Here is a 19866-nt window from a genome sequence, read left to right on the forward strand (position 1 = left end):
GTGGCGATGGTGGGCGTCTCCGCCAACCCGGCCCGACCGTCGAACTTTGTGGCGACCTACCTGCTGAGCTCGAGCACAGACTTCGACGTGTACTTCGTGAACCCTGTGGTCGAGGAGATTCTGGGCCAGCCGTGCTACCCGAGTCTCGCCGATCTGCCGGTGGTGCCCGATCTCGTGGACGTGTTCCGGCGGCCGGACGACCTGCCCGGCGTGGCAGCCGAGACCATCGACATCGGGGCGCAGGCACTCTGGGTGCAGCTAGGACTGTGGAGCCCTGAGGCCGCCAAGCTCGCCCACGACGCGGGCCTTGATGTGGTGATGGACCGCTGCCTGAAGATCGAGCACGCCAGGTTCCATGGCGGCCTGCACCTGGCCGGGTTCGACACAGGCGTCGTGGACTCGCGCCGCAGCGTGGGCATTCGCTAGCCGGCGACAGGCCGGTACCGATGCGAGCCTTCGAGCGGGGAATCGGCCGGCGGCGGCGATGCGGGTTCGGCCTGCTCGTGGCACTGCTGCTGGCGACTGCCTGCTCTTCGCCCGAGGTGAGCGAGCCGGCGTCCGCGACGAGTGAGGCGGCAGTGGCCGACGCTGATCCTGCGCAGACGGCCGCGGCCACCCCCGACGACGGCCATGCCGCGACAACCGATGGAGCTGCAGACAGCGCGGGCACTGCCACCGATCCGGTCGAGTTGACCTTCGAGGGCGGCCCGGCGGCCCCAGAGTTCCCTGCCGGCTACGACTGGTTCAACGTCAGCCGGCCCTTGTCGATGAGCGGCGATCTGCGCGGCAAGATCGTGCTGCTCGACTTCTGGACCCAAGGCTGCATCAACTGCATCCACATCATCCCGGATCTTCACCGGCTGGAGCAGGAGTATCCCGACGAAGTGGTGGTGATCGCGGTGCACTGGGCCAAGTTCCCCAGTGAGCGCGAGTCCGAAGCGGTGCGAGAGGCATCGATCCGGTACGGCCGCCAACACCCGATCGTGAACGACGATCAAGAACTGCTGCGCCGGGCCTACGGCATCAACGCCTGGCCGACCGTTGTCGCCATCGACCCATTGGGCCGGGTGTTGGGTCCCATCGCAGGCGAGGGCGTATACGAACGGCTGGCACCAGCGATCGGCGTCATGGCTGATGAGTACGGCCACAACGGCCTCATCGATCCAACGCCGCTCGGTGAGCTCCTTGAGATCGAGCCGGCGCTGCCGACCGTGCTGAGCTTTCCCGGCAAGGTGCTGGCCGACGAGGCAGGTGACCGGCTCTTCATCGCTGATACCGGCCGTCACCGGGTGCTCGTGGCCACTCTCGAGGGCGAGCTGGTTGACGTGATCGGCACCGGAGCGGAAGGTTGGACCGACGGCGGGTTCGCCGAGGCGTCGTTCCGGCGCCCGCAGGGCATGGCCCTGGCGCGTGACGGCAACACCCTGTACATCGCCGACCGCGAGAACCACCTCATTCGAGCTGCTGATCTGCGCGCCCGCGAGGTGACCACCATCGCCGGAACCGGCGAACCGGTCACGGTGTTCCATCGCGGACCGGCTGCACAGACCGCCATCGCCTCGCCGTGGGACCTGCATCTCGAAGGCGAAGTGCTGTACATCGCGGGAGCCGGCCGCCATCAGCTCTGGCTGATGAACACCGAGAGCGGAGTGCTCGACTTCTTCGCCGGAACCGGCGCCGAGGGCCTCGATGACGGCCACCGCCTCGACGCCACGCTTTCGCAGCCTTCCGGGCTTGCGGCCGGGTACGGCGTGCTCTACTTCACCGATCCCGAGGCCAGCGCCGTGCGGCAGGTCTCGCTCGGCCTCGACGGCCGGCTCGACACGCTGGTGGGCAAGCACCTGTTCGTGTGGGGCGACGAAGTGGGCAGCTTCGACGACACGCTGTTGCAGCACGCCGTGGGCATCGAGTTCGTCCCTGGCTCGCAGGGCACCGGGTTGTTGTACGTAGCAGACACGTATAACCACCGGATCAAGGTGCTCGACCTCGACACGAAGACGTCATCGGTGCTGGTGGGCGGCGGCACGCCCGGACTGCAGGACGGCTTCGGAACTGACGCCCTGCTGGCCGAGCCGAGCGGTCTCAGTGCCACGACCGGCACGCTGTATGTGGCCGATACGAACAATCACCGCATCCGTACGTTGGATCTCGCCACCGGTGAGCTGACCACGCTGGCGCTGTCGAATCTCGAGATCGCCACGGTGACGATGGCCGGCGTGATCGACGACAATGTCGTGCTCCTGCCCCAGCGAGTTGCCCCCGGCAGTGTCGAGATCGTCCTGGACCTCAAGGTGCCTGAGGGGTACAAGTTCAACACCGACGGGCTGTTCGAATTCGAGTGGTCTGCCGAGGGCGATTTGCTGAGTCCGCGCGACGCGGCCCGCTACGAGGCCCGAGGTCCGGAAATGCCGGTACGGCTGACTGGCACCGTGGGCGCCGACAGCGGCACAGCGGTTCTGACGGCCACTGCAGTGGTGTTCTACTGCCCGGCGGTCGACGAGACCTTCTGCCTGATCCGCGACGTGAACTTCATCGCGCCCATCGAGATCGACCCCGCCGGTGGGAGCAGCATCCGGCTCACGCACCAACTGCTGGCTGCTGAGGAGCTGGAACAACGCCTGGGAACGGGTTGACGCCCGACTTCGGCTGCTCGCATGAGCCGCCGCCGAGCGCGCCGCTCCGGTATGGGCGATCACGAATCAAGCGCATTGTCTCGGCCGCGATGGCGTTGCTGGCTGCGGTCGGCTGGTTCGCCGTGCTGCCGGACGCCGCAGCCCAGACGTCGAGCGAGTCGGAGACCCCTTCGTTGGTCACCGTCGCGCCCGACGGGGAACCCGAGGGATCGGAGGGAGCACCGTCCGCGCCCCGGATCGTGGCCGTGCTACGCGGTCCGGGCGGCGTCGGCTACTGGGTGATCGGAGCGGACGGCACGATCGAGCCGGTCGGTACTTCGATCCTGCCGATCGTGAGCGAACCGCCTCAATTGACCACGCAGGTTGTCGGAGCTCGCCTCGGGGCGCCCGGGGCGCTCGGCGTCTGGCTACAGCTAGCGGACGACTCGGAGGTGGCCATCGGCGATCCGGGACCGACAGTCTTGACCGGAGAGGAGCGGCCCTTGGGTTGGCTCTCGGGAGTCGCGGTTCGTCAGCTGCTCTCAGGTGCGTGGTGGACCGATGTCGATCGGTGGTGCACCAGCGAGTTGTCGCTGCCGGTGCGGATCGGACAGACGATCATGACGGCCCTCGGCGAGCGTTCGCTCGGATTCGCTGTCGAGGAGGCACGCGACCGTCGGATCGCCGGCATCTTGGTGCAAGGGCCGGTGACCGAGCATGTCTGGCGCCGCATCGCCGAGCTGCAGGATTTTGCGGGTCGTATCCCGCTGATTTTCGCCGTCGACGAGGAAGGCGGTCGGGTGCAGCGGCTGGCCGCGGTGGTGGGGCGCTTGCCCTCGGCATCGGCCCAGACCGCCAGGTCGCCCGCTGAGGTAGCTGAGGTGACCGCGGATCATGCTCGCAAGATGTACCGACTTGGTTTCACCATGAACTTCGCGCCGGTCATCGATGTCGGCGCAGGAGAGGGCATCGGGGATCGCTCATTCGGTAACGACCCGGCCACAGTCACCGAGTACGGCATGGCGACCGTGGAGGGTCTGAGCGCCGGGGGAGTGGTGCCGGTGGTGAAGCACTTCCCGGGCCACGGCGCGGCCACTGCGGATACCCACGACCGATTGGCGTCCACGGCCCCCCTCGACGAGCTGCGCCAGCGCGACCTGATCCCCTTTGCAGCTGTCATCGGGGCTACTGACGCGGCGGTCATGGTGGGGCATCTGAGCGTCCCCGGCTTGACCGGGGGACTGCCTGCCTCGCTGTCGGCTGCGGCGATCGACGGGGTACTTCGGAACGAACTCGGCCACTCTGGGCTGGTCGTGACCGACTCTCTGATCATGGGTGCGATTCGCAGCCAGTGGTCGGTGAGCGAAGCGGCACTGCTGGCGGTGAGTGCAGGCGCGGATCTTGCGCTCGTCGGCGGCCTGGAGGATGCCGACGCAGCCTTTGCTGAGATCGAGACGGCAGTTACTGAGGGGCGATTGAGCCTGGATCGCATCGACGCCGCGGCAACCAACGTGTTCCGAGCCAAAGGCGTCTACGCATGCGCACTCGTCGGCCGCGACGGTCTCGGCCGCCAGGTGCTGTACGACCCGACGCTGGTCGGTCGCTGAGGCGCGGATGTCATAGCTGTTGAGGCGGCAGCGGCGCGCAATCTGCTGGTCAGCTTCACGGCAGGGTTACGGTCACTTCGGGCTCGGGAGGCGGGGGGCCAGTTTCGAAGTTCCGCACCACTTGGCTCCAGGTGAGCTGCCACTCCTTCCAGTGGGCACCGACGTAGGCAGGATCGGGACGGTATGGGTGCACCGCCACCCCGAACTCGTTCCACTCGGGCGTGCTGACAATGTCGCTGCGAGCCGGTCTCGAACCGAAGCGATCGCTGATGCCGAACTGGAACAGGGGCTCACCCATGGCGTCGATGAGCCGACCTCCGAGTGAAGCGTTCTGCGCTCCCGCTACCACCCCCGCATAGAACCCGATGCGGACGCAATCATCGGTTACCACTGCTATGTCCAGTGACGGGGGCAGGCCGGGTTGATACTCGGCGTACACCGACGGCAGACCGGTTGTGCCCCAGGTCATCGGCAGGCGTCCGCGCAGCGACTGCAACGTCACCGGATCCGGCTCGTCCTGGCTGATCGGCCGTTCTGGGGGCGGCTCCCCGCCGGCGAAGCGCTCGAACGTCGCAATCTCCCAGCTGGGAGCAAGTTCGACGTTCCACCTCAGCATCTGGTCGAGCACCTGGGGCCACGGCATCGCTTCGTCGTCATTGCGCTCGGGATGCAGTCGCTCGAGTGCCACCAGCAGGTACACGCCCATCCTGCTCGTTGCCGCATCCGGGATTACGACGGTGCCTCCATGAGCCGGGTCCCAGAGTGCGGCCAGGCCGCCGGGCACCGGCGGCGGCAGGAACTCGGCGTCAGGCAGCTCATCGATGCGCCGTTCTGGCACCACGTAGAACGACGGCAGGTAGTTGAGGCAGGCATCGATGTAGCTGATGGGCGTCATCGCATGATCGCCCACCGCCAGATCCTCGACCAGCGGACCGGGCGTAAGCGGCACGTACGGTTCAGTGAGCCCGGTGTCGATGACGTGTTGAAGGTCCAACGTGTCGACGCCGACAACCACGTCTGCGACCGGGTGCGCTCGGCTGCGTTCGAGCAGGTCGATCACGTCGTCGGGCGTGTCTTCCCGGAACACCACAATCTCGATGCCCGTCTCGGCGGTGAATGCTTCCAGTGCGTCGGCAGGCAGGTGGAAGTCACGATGAGTCAGGATGCGTACCGCGGCCGATCCCTGTCCAGTCTCGGCACACGCGGCGGCCAGGGCGGCAACCGCACACACGGCAGCGGCAAAAGCCCGGGCATGCCGAGCACGCCGGCGCGCCCGCTCAGGGAAGCGGCTTGCCATGTGTCTGTATTGCCAGCACAGTGCCGGCTTGGACCCTGACGTGGGCCTCGGGTTCAGTGAGTTCGTTGCTCAGGCCGAGCGATGCCCCACTCGCCAGCGGGGTCGCCCCGGTCAGGTTCCATCGCAGGCCGCTCGTGTGCAGGCTGGCAGTGCCGCCTACGGCCAGCAGTGTCAGCAGGTTCCCGTCGTCAATCGGCAGCTGCAAGCGGAAGCCCGCAGTTGCCGCCCGAACGACGCTCGCACCGATGTAGGCGGCGAGCGGCAGTGCGGCGTAGTACGGCCGTGCCAGCATCGTCACCGAGATCATCATGTGGTCGAGCCTGCCGCCCCCGCCGCCGAGCAACGCGATCTCGGCAGGGTCCAGCCCCCACGCGAAGCTCAGCGCCAAGTCCAAGTCGCTGTGCGCCTTGTGCCGATCGTGCCGCTGGACCACGAGATCAGGCCACTGGTCGCGTGTCCGCTCCAGCATCGCGGCGTCGACTGAGTCGAAATCGCCAACGACGACATGGGGACGCAGTCCCAACTGCAGCGTGTGCGCCAAGCCGCGGTCCACGGCGATGACGCATGACGGCTCGCCGGGCGGCAGCCGGCGCGGTGCACGAGGACCTCCATCGACGATCCAGACGCAACGAGCATCAAGCTGCCCCCCGCCGGACACATCCGCGTTCACGACACCAGTGTGATGCCCAGCGGCGAGGCAGACATGCCATAGCGGCGGATGCGGCGGGCGCACATTCCTGCCCTGCGGGGGCCGGTACCTTGCAGTTCAACGTGGACCTCGCCCGCCGGCTCGCCCGGCTGCCCCTGCTGGCCGTGATGATCGCGGTCTGCGCAGCCGTCGTGACGATCGGTGCCCGCGCCTCGGCGCCGCACGCAGCGCGCACGCTCGATGCGGTCGAACGAGACCGAGATCACATCACCATCGATCTGCGTCCCGGTGCCCAGCGAACCCAGGTGTTCGACTCCGACGGCAGTCCGATCGGCATCCTAGTGAACGACGTCGACCGCGAGATCATCACGCTGGACCAGGTGCCCGATGACGTGATTGCCACGATCGTGGCGGTGGAGGACAGCAAGTTCTGGCTTCACAACGGTGTAGATCTGCGGGCGACAGCACGCGCCCTGGTCTCGAACGTGTCCGCTGGTGGGATTGCATCGGGCGGCTCCACGATCACCCAGCAGATCGTGAAGCTGCGTGTGGTGGGCAGTGAGCGCAGTTTCAACCGCAAGATCCGCGAGGCGGTCATCGCCGCCCGACTCGAGGAGGATTTCACCAAGGAGGAGATCCTCGAGTTCTACGTCAACGAGGTATATCTCGGGAACGGGGCGTACGGCCTGCAGGCCGGTGCCGAGACCTACTTCGGCAAGGATGTCTCGGCGCTCGATGTCGGTGATGCAGCTTTCCTCGCGAGCTTGATTCGCAGTCCCGGCTTGTTTGACGGGTTTGACCAGAACATCGACACGATGACGCGGCGCCGCAGCAGGTCGCTGCAGCAGGCTGTTGACGCGGGGATCATCACCGAGGCCCAGCGGGACGCCTTCGAGCGGAGACCGCTGCCGAGCCGCAACCTGTCACCGCGCCGAACCGACGTTGCGCTCCGGCGTGACTATTTCCTGGTGGAGGTGCGACGATCGCTGCTGGCAAACCCGGCACTCGGGGACACCTACCAGGCTCGTTTCAGTCAGGTGTTCGGCGGGGGCTTGCGGGTGTGGACAACGCTGCGTCCCGAGTTGCAGCGGGCCATGCGCACATCGGTGGCAGAAGTGCTGCCGGAAGGCACGGGTGAGTTCGAGGTGTCGATCGTCAGCGTGGATCCGACGACTGGGGCAGTGCATGCGTTCATCGGCGGCCCGGCCTTCAGCGACTCGGAGTTCAACCTCGCCACTCAAGGTCGGCGCCAGCCAGGGTCGTCGTTCAAGACGTATGTGCTCGCTGCGGCGATTGAACGGGCCGGTCTGTACCCGTTCGACACCATCAGCGGTCAGGGCCCGTGCGTGTTTCCCAATCCGCCCCTCGACGACTACGAGGTGAGCAACTTTGCCAACAGTCCCGGTCGCGTGGCCACGCTGGAGGAACAGGCAACGGCCAGCTCGAACTGCGCCTTCGTTCGGCTGGGCTTGATCACCGGTCTGGACGAGGTGGTCGGCATGGCGAACCGGCTGATTGGCCGATCCGACGCAGACAGCTACCTGCCGTACCCCTCCATCTCGCTGGGCGCGCAGGAGATCACCCCGCTTGAGCAAGCTGTGGCGTACGGCACGTTCGCCAATGGCGGCGTGCGGATGGAGCCGTTCTATGTCACTCGCATCGAGAACAACTTCGGCGAGGTGCTCTACGAGCATGTGCCGCACGGCAGGCGGGTGGTGTCGCAAACCACGGCCGACTGGGTGACCTCGGTGCTGGAAGAGAACGTGCGAACGGGCACCGGCACGAGATCGACGCTCGAGAGCGGTCAGGTCTCGGCGGGCAAAACGGGGACCACCCAGCAATTCCACGACGCTTGGTTCGTGGGCTTCACGCCGCACATGTCGACCGCGGTATGGATGGGCCATCCCGACGAGCAAGTGCCGATGGGCGAAATACAGGAACGACGGGCAACTGGCGGTTGGATCCCGGCACGCATCTGGTCGGCCCACATGGGGCGGGCGCTGGAGGACGAGCCATTGCGAGTGTTCGCGCCCGCGCCGCCGCCACCACGGGCCAGCCAGTACCTCTTCCTGTCGGGGGACACCTGCTCGATTGCTGTCGCCGTGTCGCCGTCGGAGCCCCCGCTGGAGTTCGACCTGCCATGCAGCATGGTCCGCCCGACCGATGACAATGAGTTCGAGCCCCTGCCCGATGCGCTGTGCAAGGCGGCGGTACCCGACACCAGCGGCGAGTCGAGGTTTGAGTGGCTCCGCTGCACCCAGATCGCCACTGTGCTCGGAGCGCGAGCGACCGAACCGGTGGGCGATACTGGCGAGTCGCCACCGCCCGACAGCTCAGATGGCGCCGGTGAGGACAGCGGCGCGGACAGCACTGAAGAGGACCAAACCTGACCCCGATACACATTCACTGGACGGACCGGCAGCGATGACGCCGGAATCCGACGCTTCTGCGCCCGGCCCCGTTGTTGGCGACGAGGTGCCCGGGCCGAGCCCGCTCGAAATTCTTGCCCAGATCGGCGATCTCGACATACGGCTGGATCAGATCATCCATCACGTCCGAAACCTGCCGGAACGCGAGATCCGGGCAGGTATCGAGGCCGAACTCGGCGTGCTGGCATCCGAAGCCAAGGTGCTCGACGCCCAGATCGCAGGTCTGGAGCGCCAGCAGCGCAGGCACGAAGACGAGGTTGCACGCATCGAGGCCAAACGCGCCCACAATTCCGAGCGGCTATACGACAGCCACCTGACGTCACCCAAGGAAGCCGAAGCGCTCACGGCCGAGGCAGACGCCCTCGGGCGGCACCAAACCGAGATCGAGGATCAGATCCTCGATCTGATGGAGGAGCTGGAGCCGCTCACTGACGCTCGGGCCGACCTCGCGCAGCGCCAATCGGAAGCCGCCGAGCGGATGGCCGCCGTGGGCGCCGCAATCGGGGCAGCTGAGGGCGAGGCGGGCGGCGAACGTGACGAGGTGCTCGACGAGCGGGCGGCGCTCGTTGCCTCAGCCGATCCTGCGCTGGTGTCGATCTACGAGGACCGCCGGGCTGCTGCTCGAGGCACACCTGTGCTCGGCCGGCTCATCGGCCTGACCTGCAGCGCGTGCCATCTCGAAATTCCCTCGGTCGAATACGAACGCATCACCAACCTCGATCCCGACGAACTTGCCGAGTGCCCCCATTGCGGGGCACTGCTTGTGCGCTGATCTGTTGGATCCGCCGGTGCGCTGGCGCAGGGGGCCGGGCTGATGCTGCTGTGGTTTGTGGCGACCTCGCTCGTGGCGATGCGCTGGTGCTTCGGAGATCCCGCGATCGATCATCGGCTCATCGTGGCTGGTGCCCTCCTGCCCGACGTGCTGCATGCCGTCACTGGTGGCGCACCGCTGGCTCACTCGCTGGCGTTGCCCGTGTGCGGCCTCGTTGCGGTGATGCTGCTGACCGTCGGGCGTCGGCGCGCACGGCGCAGGTGGCTGGCGTTGCCAATCGGTGTTTTCTGGCACCAGGTGTTCGACGGTGCATGGACGCAGCCGGCGCTGTTCTGGTGGCCTTTCGCCGGCGATGCCGCCGATGCAACGCTTCCGCTGGCCACCCGGGGCATCTGGCTGATCTGCGCTATGGAACTGGCAGGTCTGCTTGGCTGCTGGTGGGTCTGGCGTTCCTCGGGCATGGCGCACGACTCGACGGCGCGAGCTGGCTTCGTGCGCACAGGCCGCTTGGCCTACCGTTCAGGGCCGCGCTACCGGCGCGGAGCGGGCGGAGACGATTCTTCATGATCCCCATGAGCCACAGCCAGCCATGCTGATCCTCGTGCGCCACGGGCGCCCATGTTGATGCTCGTGCGCCACGGGCGCACGATGGCGAACGCGGCAGGCTTGCTGCAGGGACGCGTCGACAACGAGCTCGACGAAGTCGGTATGCAGCAAGCGAACCAGATCGCCGCAGCACTATCCCGAGCCGACCAGCGACCCGACCGGATCATCTCTTCACCGCTGCTGCGGGCACGCCAGACAGCCCAAGCCACCGCAGAACTCACGGGCTTGGACATCTCCATCGACGGCCGCTGGGCCGAACTCGACTACGGCGAGTGGGACGGGATCCCCATCTCGGAAGTACGAGCCTCTGACTGGCAGCGCTGGCGAGCCGACACCGGATTCGCACCGCCCGGAGGCGAGTCGCTGGCACAGCTCAACAGCCGCGTCAGTGCGGCCTGCGATGAGCTGACCGCAGCGGCCGCAGATCAGAACGTTGCTGTCTTCACACACGTCTCGCCAATCAAGTCGGCAGTGCGGTGGGCGCTCGGAACCGCTGACGAGATCTCCTGGCACCTGCACGTCTCGCAGGCACAGATCACCAGCATCGGCTTCCGGGGACCGATGCCAAGGCTCGCGTCCTACAACGACACATCCCACCTCAGCCCGTGAAGCAGGGCGGTGAGCCGGCCTGTAGGCGGGATTCTGTCCGTCGGCTGCTGCCGCCGGGGTGGCCATCCATCTGAGCGGCCTACCCGGGATCATCGGACGGGCCGCCCGATCCCTGCTTGGCCTTGCTCCGGGAGGGGTTTGCCGATCCGCCGGAGTCGCCCCCGGCGATGGTGCGCTCTTACCGCACCGTTTCACCCTTGCCTGTGACCGGGCACCGAGCCCGGCCCATCGGCGGTCTGCTCTCTGCTGCACTTTCCGTCGCCTCGCGGCGCCTGGTTGTGAGCCAGCTCCCTGCCCTGTGGAGTCCCGACCTTCCTCGAATTGCGCCTTTCGTGCTGCTCCGCAGACTGCGGACCGCCGAAGCAGCTCAATCCGCGGCCACCCGGCCGACTCACCGCAGGCCCGAATGCTACCCAGAGGCGAAGCAGCGAAATGCCCGGTCAGGGCCGGCGGCGACGCGGCTTGTCGACATCCAGCAGCGACCGCCGTCGCCGCTGGGCGATGCCGGCCAGGATGCCGCCCAGCGTGGCCAGCGACGCTGCCAGCAGCATGACCAGCGGGAGGCCGAGCGGTGCCACCGCGTCGCCGGAGCCGAATCTGCGGATCAGCTGCACCACCACGGCGAGGACCATCACCGGGCCTGAGCTCAGGACGGCAGACAGCAGTTGGTGTTCAGTTGCCTTGGCCGCAGCTATCGCGCCCCCGGCGATCATTCCCCCGAACAGCAGGCCGTTGACTGCATACGCCGCAGCGGTTCGCTCCGCCACCCAGCTCCCGGCCACGACACCCACTACCAGTGCTGTTCCGGTGGACACCAGCGCGCCGCTGAAGACAGCCCGCCGCTCGACAGTACGACCAAAGATCTGCAACAGGCTGCGCATGACGCTCCATACTGAACGCTCAATAAGGCCTTGACAAACAGCATCGCATCGGCAAGATTGCGCGTCAGATGCCTCCCGTCACAGCACCGGCACCGTCCTCCACGCAGACCGCGAGTTCACGTTCGGCGGCAGTTGACCCCATCCGGGTCATCGTGGACCAGCACGGTGGTCTCTCCACGGATCTGCTTGCCTGGCAGCGTCATGCGGCGTGCCGGGGTCTCGAAGCCGAGATCTTCTACCCACCCGACAGCGACGACACCGGCGATGACGAGGCCGCATTCGAGGCGAAGGCGGTCTGCGCAGCTTGTGCTGTATCGGGCGAGTGCCTGGAATACGCCATCGCAGTGCGGGAGAAGGAAGGTGTCTGGGGCGGGCAGACCGCAGCCGAGCGTGTGCGCATCATCCGGCGTCGGCGCCGCGCCGCTGCACGCGCCCGTAACGCGCAGGCGGCTGCTTCATCGAACTGATGGGCAACTCTGAGCCTGACGAGGCTCACCCCCTCGAGCACTACGGCGGCTGGAAATCAGTCCTCACGGATCTGGTTGCAGGCATCGACTTGAGCCCCGAAGTGGCGCGGGCGGCGCTGGGCAGCATCCTCAGCGAACGCGCAACTGACGCCCAGCTGGCTGGTTTCATCATTGCCTTAGGCATGAAGGGCGGTTCGGTCCCCGAGCTCACGGGCCTCGTGGATGCCATGCACGATGCGGCGGTTCCCCTGACGGCCCCCGATGGCGCAATCGACATCGTGGGGAGCGGCGGGGCGCCAGTCCGGCAGCGGCACGCGCTCAGCGTGTCCACCATGGCGGCCTTCGTGGCCGCGGCAGCAGGCGCCGTGATCTGCAAGCACGGATCCGTCGCAGCCACCTCATCGTCAGGCTCGTTCGACACACTCGGAGCGCTCGGCTTGGTGATCGACCTCGATGGACCGGACGTAGAACGATGCATTGCTGATATCGGACTGGGATTCGCTTTCGCCAAGAAATTCCATCCGGCCATGCGCTTTGCGGGACCCGTGCGCAGCGAGCTCGGCGTGCCCACGACGTTCAATTTTCTCGGGCCGCTGTCGAACCCGGCGCGCGTCAAACGGCAAGTGCTGGGGGTGAGCGACCCGGTCATGGCGCCGCGGGTTGCCGGCGTACTCGCGGCCCGCGGCTCGGAACGCTCACTGGTCGTGCACGGCGCCGACCGGCTGGACGAGATCACGCTGACCGATCTCACGCGCATCTACGAAGTGCGCAATGGCGAGATCGCGAACGAGTACCAGTTCGATCCCACGTCGATCGGGCTGGAGCGGGTGAATCGAGCAGAGCTGTGGGGCGGGAGCCCGCTGCAAAATGCCGAAATCCTGCACAGGATCGTTTCCGGGGACGAGACCGGGCCCCGAGCTCAGATCGTGGAGCTCAACGCCGGTGCCGGCTTGGTCGTCGCAGGGCTGGCGGAGAACTTCGCCGAGGGATTCGAGATGGCCCGTGACGCGGTGGCTGACGGACGTGCTGCGGCAAAGCTCGAAGCGGCCGTCAGGCTCACGAACGAACTGGCCGCCAGTTCTGCGTCCTGACGTGGTTGTCGGACTCTCCTTGCCGTTTGGCGTCGGTGACATCATCCGCTTGGCGAACACGTCGGACGACCACCGCACGTCGCTAGTGGGCACAACCGGCACCGTCGTCGGCGTGCGCCCGGGGGATCGGCGAGTGATGGCGATTGTGGCCTTCGAAGATGGGCCGGCCGAGACAGTTCTGGTGTATGGCGTCGACGAAGCTGAAGTTGTCGAGCGCTACCGCCACGGCGTCTGAGCCTCAGGTTCGGCTGGTCAGTCGGCGCAGCAGACCTCGGCGTCGTTCGTTTTCGTGGGTGGGGATTTCTACGGTTGCCAGGGCGGCGGCGAGGTCGGCTCCGCTTGCGAAGCGTTCTTCGGGGGCTTTGGCCATGGCAGTCAGGATGATCTCGGACAGTTCGGACGACACGCCCCGTTCCGCTGGATCTGGCGGCGGCGTACGGACATGTGCGTGCAGCAGGTCGTTCCTTTCGCCGTAGAACGGCGCTGAGCCCACGGCGAGCACGTACAGCGTCGACCCCAGACCGTAGATGTCGGTGCGAGCATCCACCGGCTGCGCGAGTGCCTGCTCAGGCGACAGGTACATCGGTGATCCATAGACGCGACCCGGTGGAGACGGGGGCCCGTCGAGATCGTGCGCCAAGCCGAAGTCGAAGAGCACCGCCCGATCGCCGCCGTCAGGTTGAGCATCGAGCATGACGTTCGACGGCTTGACGTCGCGATGAATGATCCGGTGCTCGTGGACGTGGTCGAGCGCTGCGCAGATCTGCTGGACGATGGCAATGCTCTCGGCAAGGCTCGGCGGGTGGCGGCTGCCGCATCGGTCGGCCAAGGTCTCGCCCTCCACGATCTCCATCTCCATGAAGTGGGCCCCGCCGATGACGCCTGCACCGTGGACGGCGAGGACGTTCGGATGACCCAGCCGCGCCATGAGCTCGTATTCCTGCTCGAAGAGCGAGCGGATCTCGGCCCGTGCTTCCGCGAACGGCGTCAGCACCTTGAGACCGATTTCGTCGCCCCTCAGCGTCGTGGCGCGGTAACAGTGCGCCACGGTGCCGCGGCCTAACACCCCGGTGATCTTGTACGGGCCGTATTGGCGGCCAACCCAGACGTCAATTTGGTCTTCGTACATTGCACCGGCCGCGGCTCGAGCGCCGCTTCCAGCATAAAACGACGCAGAACAAGTGAGCCTCATCGTCACGGCACACTTGGGTGATGACTGCGGGCGCAAGCCGAATGCTGCTCGAACAGATCCAGCACGCTGCCACGAGCGCAGGCCTCGATGCGGTCGGCGTCACGAACACAGCGCCGTTCACGCAGGCGCGGCGAGCGATCGATGAGCGAAAGGCGGCTGGCCTGCACGCCGGCATGTGGTTCACCTACGGACGGCCCGAGCGCTCGACGACTCCCGCGAACATCCTGACGGGCGCTCGCAGCATCGTGGTGTGCGCTCGCAACTACGAACCGCCGAATCCTCACACGCCCGAGGGGCCTGCGAGCGCCGCCGGCGGCAGCGGGACCGTGGCGGCATATGTGGCGAGCGATGCGTACGGGGCGTTGCGGGCCGGCCTCGAGCGAATCTGCGAGGTCCTGCAGCGCAGTGGTTTCGAGGCCGTGACCGTCTGCGATGACAACCGCCTGGTCGATCGAGCTGCTGCAGCCCGCGCCGGACTGGGATGGCTGGGCCGCAACACCATGCTGCTGTCGCGAGAGCTTGGCTCGTGGACGGTGCTGGGTTCGGTGGTCACCACTGCCGAGCTGCCGGCTCCAGACCAAGCCCAGTCCGATGGCTGTGGCACCTGCCGTCGCTGCCAGACGGCCTGCCCGACGGGCGCGCTGGACACAGCGGGGGTGCTCGATGCAAACCGGTGCTTGGCGTGGCTGGTCCAGGCTCCCGGAGTCTTCCCGCCTGAACACCGCATCGCCCTCGGCGATCGTCTCTACGGCTGCGACGACTGCCAGACCGTTTGCCCCTTCAACGACACCGCAGTCACGCCGGCGCGCGGTCAGCCCGTCGACCTCGGCTTGCGCAGCAACGGTGCGGCCCGTGGTAACTCTGTTGATGTCGCCGAATTGCTCAGGATGACCGACGACGACCTCATGGCCGCATTCGGACACTGGTACATCCCCAGGCGGCGTCCCGAGTACCTGCGACGCAATGCCCTTGTTGTGCTCGGCAACGTGGGCGATCCCGATTCGCCGGCCGTCGAGGAGATACTGCGCAGGTCGCTCTCGTCTGCGTCGGACGTGGTCGCAGCGCATGCGGTGTGGGCGGCGCGCCGGCTGGGACGGGACGAACTGGTCGCCGAGGCACAATCCGCAGGGCTCGGAAATCACGACCCGGACGGCCTGGTGGCGGCTGAACTCGCCATACCGGTGCCCCGGCGGCAGACAGCGGGCTGATGCGCCGTCACCTCTTGGTCACCAACGACTTCCCGCCGAAGATCGGCGGCATCCAGAGCTACCTGTGGGAGCTGTGGCGCCGCCTGCCGCCTGATGCCACCACGGTGCTCACTACGCCTCACCGCGGCGCCGCCGCGTTTGATGCCGCTCAACCGATGCGAATTGTGAGAACCCAGGATCGTGTGCTGTTGCCGCATCCGGGCTTGGCCAGACGGATCCGAGGCCTGGCCAATGAGGTCGGTGCCGAGATCGTGCTGCTCGACCCGGCATTGCCACTCGGAGCGGTGGGTCCACGGCTTGGCGTTCCCTACGGCGTGGTGCTCCACGGCGCAGAAGTGACGGTGCCAGCACGATTGCCCGGCCTGTCTGCACTGCTGTCACGGGTGCTTCGAGATGCCTCGATAGTGATCTCAGCCGGCGGGTACGCAGCTGGCGAGGCGGAACGATGCGCATCTCGTGAGTTGCCCGTCATCGAGGTGCCTCCCGGGGTGGACACCGACCGGTTTGTGCCGCTCGGAGCCGAGGCCCGGCTGCGCGCCCGCCACAGGTTCGGCCTGGATGGGGGACCGCTGGTGGTCTGTCTGAGCAGGCTGGTCCCGCGTAAGGGCTTCGATGCAGTCATCGACGCCATATCGCGTCTGAGGTCAACCCATCCCGGATTGCAGTTGGCGATGGCAGGTGCCGGGCGCGACCGGCGTCGGCTGGAGCGGCTTGCCCAGCGCCTCGGCGTCCCGGTCGTTTTCCTGGGCCGCATCAGCGGTGACGACGTTCCCCTGTTCATTGCCATGGGTGACGTCTTCGCAGCGCCGTGCCGCAGCAGGTGGGCGGGACTTGAGCAAGAGGGATTCGGCATCGTGTTCGTGGAGGCCGCCGCATGCGGCGTTCCTGCGGTCGCCGGTCGATCAGGCGGCAGCCACGAAGCGGTAGTCCACGGCCGGACCGGGTTGGTGGTGGAACGGCCCGCGGACGCAGGCGAAGTCGCTGCCGCCATCGATGACCTGTTGTCCTCAGAGCGCGGACGGGCAGCCATGGGAGCAGCGGCGCGGCGAGAGTCGGAACTGCGATTCTCCTATGACGGGCTGGCAGCCAGGCTCGAAGCTGCCCTGTGCTAGATGACAGGTCCCGGCAGCGCAAACCGCGGATGTCAGATCCGTGAAGATGCTGCGAATATGAGCCACTGCCGGCCGTGATCCTGAGACAATGGAATCAACCAGCACCACGGACCCATCACACAGGACACAGAACGCAACGATGATCGACGAGATGACGATGACCACGGTCGTGACCGCGTCGCCTGAAGACTGCTACGCGCTGATCTCCGATATCGAGCGGTATCCCGAATGGGCAACTGATGTCTCTTCGGCGACGGTGATCGAGAGCGATCCGGACGGGCGAACCGCGCAGGCCTCATTCCGCGTGGAGGCACTGGGAAGGTCTGCGAGATACACCCTCGCCTACGACCATGGCGGGGCACCCCACCGCCTCTCGTGGAAGCTCGTCGACGGTGATGTCGTCAAGCAGCTCGACGGGAGGTACGAGTTCAACCCGGCGACAGAGCCTGGTCGCACCGAGGTGCTCTACCAGCTCGCCTTGGAGCTGGCGGTGCCGCTTCCCGGTTTCGTCAAGCGCCGCGCGGAACGACGCATCGCTCATACCGCGCTGGCCGACTTCGCGGCGCGTCTCGAGTCGGGTCCCGCGAACTAGGGCCCCGAGGGTCGCTGCCAGCGCCATGGAATTCCGACGGATCGGTGGCCTGCCGCCGTATGTGTTCACCATCATCGACACACTGAAGATCGAGCGCCGGCGCGCCGGCGCCGACGTCATCGACCTGGGTTTCGGCAACCCCGATCTGCCGTCGCCCGAACGTGCCGTGAAGAAGCTGGCGGAGGCTGCTCTCAACGCCCGCAACCACCGGTACTCCGCCAGCCGGGGCATCCCGAAGCTGCGCGCCGCGGTCGGCGACCTGTACCGGCGCAAATGGAACGTCGAGCTCGATCCCAACACCGAGATCATCAACACGATCGGCGCGAAGGAGGGCTTCTCGCACTTGATGTGGACCTTGCTGGCGCCTGGGGATGCCTGCCTGGTGCCGGCGCCGTCGTACCCGATTCACATCTTCGGCCCGCTCTTTACGGGCGCCAGTGTGCGAGAAGTGCCGCTCGACACCGGCGATACCTTCTTCGAGCGCCTAGTGGAACGTTTCGAGTACTCCTGGCCGCGGCCACGAGTGATCGTGCTGTCATTCCCACACAACCCCACGACCGCCTGCGTGGATCTGGAGTTCATGCAGCGCATCGTGGATTTCGCGCGTGAACGCGAGGTGATGCTCGTTCACGATTTTGCCTACGCGGATCTGGGATTCGACGGCTACGAACCGCCGTCGATCCTGCAGGCCGAGGGAGCGAAGGATGTGGCCGTCGAGTTCTACAGCCTCACGAAATCGTTCTCGATGGCGGGCTGGCGGGTTGCGTTCTGCCTGGGCAATGCCGAGGTGATCGCAGCGCTCGCCAAGCTCAAGAGCTATCTCGACTACGGCACGTTCCAGCCGATTCAGATCGCGGCGACGGTGGTCATGAACGAGGAGCAGGACTATCCCAGCGAGATACGCGAGACCTACTGCAACCGGCGCGATGTGCTGGTGCGCGGGCTGGGCCGCATCGGCTGGGAGCTTGCACCGCCGAAGGGCACAATGTTCGCCTGGGCCGAGATCCCCGAACCGTACCGGCACATGGGGTCGGTCGAGTTCTGCAAGCTGCTCGTGAACGAAGCGAATGTGGCGCTGTCGCCGGGAGTCGGTTTCGGCCCTGGCGGCGAGGGACACGTGCGTTTCGCTCTGGTCGAGAACGAGCATCGGATCCGCCAGGCCATCAGCCAGCTCCGCGGTGCTCTCGACCAGCTGACACAGCCCGACTGAGGCTTACTGGTTGCCTTCGTCGGGCCGCCAGCGCAGCGTGCGTTCGAGTGCTTGCCGCCAGAGCGCATAGAGACGGTCGGCGATGTCGCGGGTGGCTTGGTCGTCTGAGGGTTCGAAACGCCGGTCCAGCCGCCACACCGACGCTGCCTCGACCGGTGAAGCCCACACGCCCCCCGCCAGCCCGGCCAGCATCGCCGCACCCAGGGCGGTGGTTTCCGTCACGATCGGCCGGCTGACCGGCGCGCCCAGCTGGTCGGCCTGGATGCTGCACAGCAAGTTGTTCACCGCTGCACCGCCATCGATCCTGAGTTCGGCGATTTCGCGCCCGGCGGCAGCACTCATCGTCTGGACGACGTCGCGGGTCTGCAGTGCCATGGACTCGATCGTGGCTCGAGCGATGTGCGCTGGCGTGGACGCGAACGTCAGACCCATGATCGCTCCCCGAGCTGATGGGTCCCACCACGGGCTGCCGAGGCCGGCGAACGCCGGCACTACGACGACACCCGCGCTGTCGGGCACGCTTTCGGCCAGCGTCTCGATCGCTGCGGCATCGCTGGCCCCGTGCAGGACGTCGGTGAGCCAGCCCACGGCGGAGCCTGTTGCGAAGATCGACCCTTCGAGCGCGAACGTCGGTCCGGACCCCAGATCCCAGGCCACGGTCGTGAGCAGCCCGTCGACCGGTTCGGGACACTCGCCTCCGACGTTCATCAGGACGAACGAGCCCGTTCCGTAGGTGTTCTTGGCCATCCCGACGTCGTGACAGCCCTGTCCGAACAGCGCAGCCTGCTGGTCTCCCGCGACACCGCTGACGGCGATGCCCGGTCCCAGCGCCGTGGTGTCCGCCGTCACGCAGAAGCGTCCGGCCGAGGGGCGTATCTCCGCCAGCGCCCCTTTGGGCACCGAGAGCAGGTCGCACATTGGCTCGGACCAGTCACCGTCGTTGATGTCGTAGAGCAGCGTGCGCGAGGCATTGGTCGGGTCGGTGACGAACGCGGCGCCCCCGCTGAGCTTCCACATCAGCCAGCTGTCGACGGTCCCCAGAGCCAGGGATGCATTTGCCGAAACGCCGCCATCACGCAAGAGCCACTCAGCCTTGGTGCCGCTGAAATAGGGGCTGAGCACGAGGCCGGTCCGCTGCCGCACCTCTGGCAGGTGACCGGCGGCCTGCAGCTCCTCGCAGCGTGACGCCGTGCGCACGTCCTGCCAGACGAGAGATCGTGCAAGCGGCTGGGATGAGCGACGATCCCACGCCACGATGGTCTCGCGCTGGTTGGTGATGCCAATCGCTGCCACCGGAGGCATCCGCCCGTCTTCGAGCGCGCGGAGGCTGGCGCAGAGCTCGTCGAGGGTGGCGACTGTTGCATCCCAGATCTCGTTCGGGTCGTGCTCCACCAGGCCGGGGCCCGGATAGTGCTGAGGGAACGGCCGGTAGGCGTACGCCACCTCGCCGCCAGTCTCGTCCGCCGCCATCGAGCGCACGCCCGTGGTGCCTGCATCGATTGCTATCACGAGCGCCATGGCGCCTCCCGCGT

General features: G+C 66.8%; 19 protein-coding genes and 1 other RNA gene. 14 read left to right on the forward strand and 6 right to left on the reverse strand.

Features of this window, described 5'->3' with window-relative positions; all coding sequences use genetic code 11:
* The 3 genes from VI480_RS12330 to VI480_RS12340 form a co-directional block, all read left to right on the forward strand.
* A partial coding sequence (locus tag VI480_RS12330; protein ID WP_323673150.1) for a CoA-binding protein occupies window positions 1-426 on the forward strand: 426 nt, incomplete at its 5' end.
* A gap of 152 nt (window positions 427-578) precedes the next feature.
* Window positions 579-2633, forward strand: a complete 2055-nt coding sequence (locus VI480_RS12335; protein ID WP_323673151.1) for a thioredoxin-like domain-containing protein — start codon at window positions 579-581, stop codon at window positions 2631-2633.
* Between the two features lie 89 nt (window positions 2634-2722).
* Window positions 2723-4219, forward strand: a complete 1497-nt coding sequence (locus tag VI480_RS12340; protein WP_323673152.1) for a glycoside hydrolase family 3 protein — start codon at window positions 2723-2725, stop codon at window positions 4217-4219.
* Window positions 4220-4274: 55 nt separating this feature from the next.
* Here the strand turns inward: VI480_RS12340 and VI480_RS12345 are convergent, their stop codons facing one another.
* Together VI480_RS12345 and VI480_RS12350 are read right to left on the reverse strand one after the other, a co-directional pair.
* Window positions 4275-5516 carry a hypothetical protein gene (locus VI480_RS12345; RefSeq protein WP_323673153.1) on the reverse strand — a complete coding sequence of 414 codons (1242 nt, stop codon included), beginning with the start codon at window positions 5514-5516 and terminating at the stop codon, window positions 4275-4277.
* The gene (locus tag VI480_RS12350; RefSeq protein WP_323673154.1) at window positions 5497-6186 is read right to left on the reverse strand and encodes a thiamine diphosphokinase; all 690 of its coding nucleotides are present in this window, start codon (window positions 6184-6186) and stop codon (window positions 5497-5499) included. The genes VI480_RS12345 and VI480_RS12350 overlap by 20 nt, the downstream gene beginning before the upstream one ends.
* Before the next feature lie 101 nt (window positions 6187-6287).
* On the opposite strand from VI480_RS12350, the gene VI480_RS12355 reads away from it, so the two are divergent.
* The 4 genes from VI480_RS12355 to VI480_RS12370 are packed head-to-tail and all read left to right on the forward strand — an operon-like array spanning window position 6288 to window position 10581.
* On the forward strand, window positions 6288-8555 hold the full coding sequence (locus tag VI480_RS12355; protein WP_323673155.1) for a transglycosylase domain-containing protein: 2268 nt from the start codon (window positions 6288-6290) through the stop codon (window positions 8553-8555).
* A 34-nt stretch (window positions 8556-8589) separates the two neighbouring features.
* Entirely contained in the window at window positions 8590-9366 is a 777-nt protein-coding gene (locus VI480_RS12360) for a zinc ribbon domain-containing protein (RefSeq protein WP_323673156.1), read from the forward strand.
* Window positions 9367-9408: 42 nt separating this feature from the next.
* Window positions 9409-9933, forward strand: a complete 525-nt coding sequence (locus VI480_RS12365) for a hypothetical protein (protein ID WP_323673157.1) — start codon at window positions 9409-9411, stop codon at window positions 9931-9933.
* Between the two features lie 57 nt (window positions 9934-9990).
* Window positions 9991-10581, forward strand: a complete 591-nt coding sequence (locus VI480_RS12370) for a histidine phosphatase family protein (RefSeq protein WP_323673260.1) — start codon at window positions 9991-9993, stop codon at window positions 10579-10581.
* Between the two features lie 6 nt (window positions 10582-10587).
* Here the strand turns inward: VI480_RS12370 and rnpB are convergent.
* Window positions 10588-10975, reverse strand: an RNA gene (gene rnpB, locus VI480_RS12375) — RNase P RNA component class A.
* A 46-nt stretch (window positions 10976-11021) separates the two neighbouring features.
* Entirely contained in the window at window positions 11022-11462 is a 441-nt protein-coding gene (locus VI480_RS12380) for a hypothetical protein (RefSeq protein ID WP_323673158.1), read from the reverse strand.
* 68 nt (window positions 11463-11530) lie between these two features.
* Between VI480_RS12380 and VI480_RS12385 the strand changes: the two genes are divergently transcribed.
* Genes VI480_RS12385 through VI480_RS12395 form a run of 3 tightly spaced genes read left to right on the forward strand, consistent with a single transcriptional unit; the run spans window position 11531 to window position 13255 of the window.
* Window positions 11531-11929, forward strand: coding sequence for a WhiB family transcriptional regulator (locus VI480_RS12385; protein WP_323673159.1), 399 nt, complete (start codon window positions 11531-11533; stop codon window positions 11927-11929).
* Complete coding sequence (gene trpD, locus VI480_RS12390) at window positions 11929-13020, forward strand: anthranilate phosphoribosyltransferase (RefSeq protein WP_323673160.1); 1092 nt, start codon at window positions 11929-11931, stop codon at window positions 13018-13020. The genes VI480_RS12385 and trpD overlap by 1 nt, the downstream gene beginning before the upstream one ends.
* Window positions 13021-13039: 19 nt before the next feature.
* A complete protein-coding gene (locus tag VI480_RS12395; protein WP_323673161.1) occupies window positions 13040-13255 on the forward strand; it encodes a hypothetical protein in 216 nt (71 codons plus the stop codon).
* A gap of 3 nt (window positions 13256-13258) precedes the next feature.
* On the opposite strand, the gene VI480_RS12400 is transcribed toward VI480_RS12395, so the two are convergent.
* Complete coding sequence (locus VI480_RS12400; RefSeq protein ID WP_323673162.1) at window positions 13259-14149, reverse strand: serine/threonine-protein kinase; 891 nt, start codon at window positions 14147-14149, stop codon at window positions 13259-13261.
* An 83-nt stretch (window positions 14150-14232) separates the two neighbouring features.
* On the opposite strand from VI480_RS12400, the gene queG reads away from it, so the two are divergent.
* The 4 genes from queG to VI480_RS12420 all read left to right on the forward strand — a co-directional run bounded on the left by queG (window position 14233) and on the right by VI480_RS12420 (window position 18334).
* A complete protein-coding gene (gene queG / locus VI480_RS12405; RefSeq protein ID WP_323673163.1) occupies window positions 14233-15420 on the forward strand; it encodes a tRNA epoxyqueuosine(34) reductase QueG in 1188 nt (395 codons plus the stop codon).
* On the forward strand, window positions 15420-16532 hold the full coding sequence (locus VI480_RS12410) for a glycosyltransferase family 4 protein (protein WP_323673164.1): 1113 nt from the start codon (window positions 15420-15422) through the stop codon (window positions 16530-16532). Before queG ends, VI480_RS12410 begins: the two co-directional genes overlap by 1 nt.
* A 139-nt stretch (window positions 16533-16671) precedes the next feature.
* A complete protein-coding gene (locus VI480_RS12415) occupies window positions 16672-17124 on the forward strand; it encodes an SRPBCC family protein (protein WP_323673165.1) in 453 nt (150 codons plus the stop codon).
* Between the two features lie 25 nt (window positions 17125-17149).
* A complete protein-coding gene (locus VI480_RS12420; RefSeq protein WP_323673166.1) occupies window positions 17150-18334 on the forward strand; it encodes an aminotransferase class I/II-fold pyridoxal phosphate-dependent enzyme in 1185 nt (394 codons plus the stop codon).
* A 3-nt stretch (window positions 18335-18337) separates the two neighbouring features.
* On the opposite strand, the gene VI480_RS12425 is transcribed toward VI480_RS12420, so the two are convergent.
* Window positions 18338-19852, reverse strand: coding sequence for a glycerol kinase (locus VI480_RS12425; protein WP_323673167.1), 1515 nt, complete (start codon window positions 19850-19852; stop codon window positions 18338-18340).
* Window positions 19853-19866: the final 14 nt, after the last annotated feature.

This window comes from Candidatus Poriferisodalis multihospitum (genome assembly GCF_028283155.1).
GTDB lineage: Bacteria > Actinomycetota > Acidimicrobiia > Acidimicrobiales > Poriferisodalaceae > Poriferisodalis > Poriferisodalis multihospitum.

Bases quoted from the DNA above. Each gene is read 5' to 3' on its own strand.
- VI480_RS12340 (WP_323673152.1), top strand. From the start codon at position 2,723: ATGGCGTTGCTGGCTGCGGTCGGCTGGTTCGCCGTGCTGCCGGACGCC.
- VI480_RS12410 (WP_323673164.1), top strand. From the start codon at position 15,420: ATGCGCCGTCACCTCTTGGTCACCAACGACTTCCCGCCGAAGATCGGC.
- VI480_RS12420 (WP_323673166.1), top strand. From the start codon at position 17,150: ATGGAATTCCGACGGATCGGTGGCCTGCCGCCGTATGTGTTCACCATC.
- VI480_RS12370 (WP_323673260.1), top strand. From the start codon at position 9,991: ATGCTCGTGCGCCACGGGCGCACGATGGCGAACGCGGCAGGCTTGCTG.
- VI480_RS12415 (WP_323673165.1), top strand. From the start codon at position 16,672: ATGATCGACGAGATGACGATGACCACGGTCGTGACCGCGTCGCCTGAA.
- VI480_RS12400 (WP_323673162.1), bottom strand. From the start codon at position 14,149: ATGTACGAAGACCAAATTGACGTCTGGGTTGGCCGCCAATACGGCCCG.
- VI480_RS12345 (WP_323673153.1), bottom strand. From the start codon at position 5,516: ATGGCAAGCCGCTTCCCTGAGCGGGCGCGCCGGCGTGCTCGGCATGCC.
- VI480_RS12365 (WP_323673157.1), top strand. From the start codon at position 9,409: ATGCTGCTGTGGTTTGTGGCGACCTCGCTCGTGGCGATGCGCTGGTGC.
- queG (WP_323673163.1), top strand. From the start codon at position 14,233: ATGACTGCGGGCGCAAGCCGAATGCTGCTCGAACAGATCCAGCACGCT.
- VI480_RS12385 (WP_323673159.1), top strand. From the start codon at position 11,531: ATGCCTCCCGTCACAGCACCGGCACCGTCCTCCACGCAGACCGCGAGT.
- trpD (WP_323673160.1), top strand. From the start codon at position 11,929: ATGGGCAACTCTGAGCCTGACGAGGCTCACCCCCTCGAGCACTACGGC.
- VI480_RS12425 (WP_323673167.1), bottom strand. From the start codon at position 19,852: ATGGCGCTCGTGATAGCAATCGATGCAGGCACCACGGGCGTGCGCTCG.
- VI480_RS12360 (WP_323673156.1), top strand. From the start codon at position 8,590: ATGACGCCGGAATCCGACGCTTCTGCGCCCGGCCCCGTTGTTGGCGAC.
- VI480_RS12380 (WP_323673158.1), bottom strand. From the start codon at position 11,462: ATGCGCAGCCTGTTGCAGATCTTTGGTCGTACTGTCGAGCGGCGGGCT.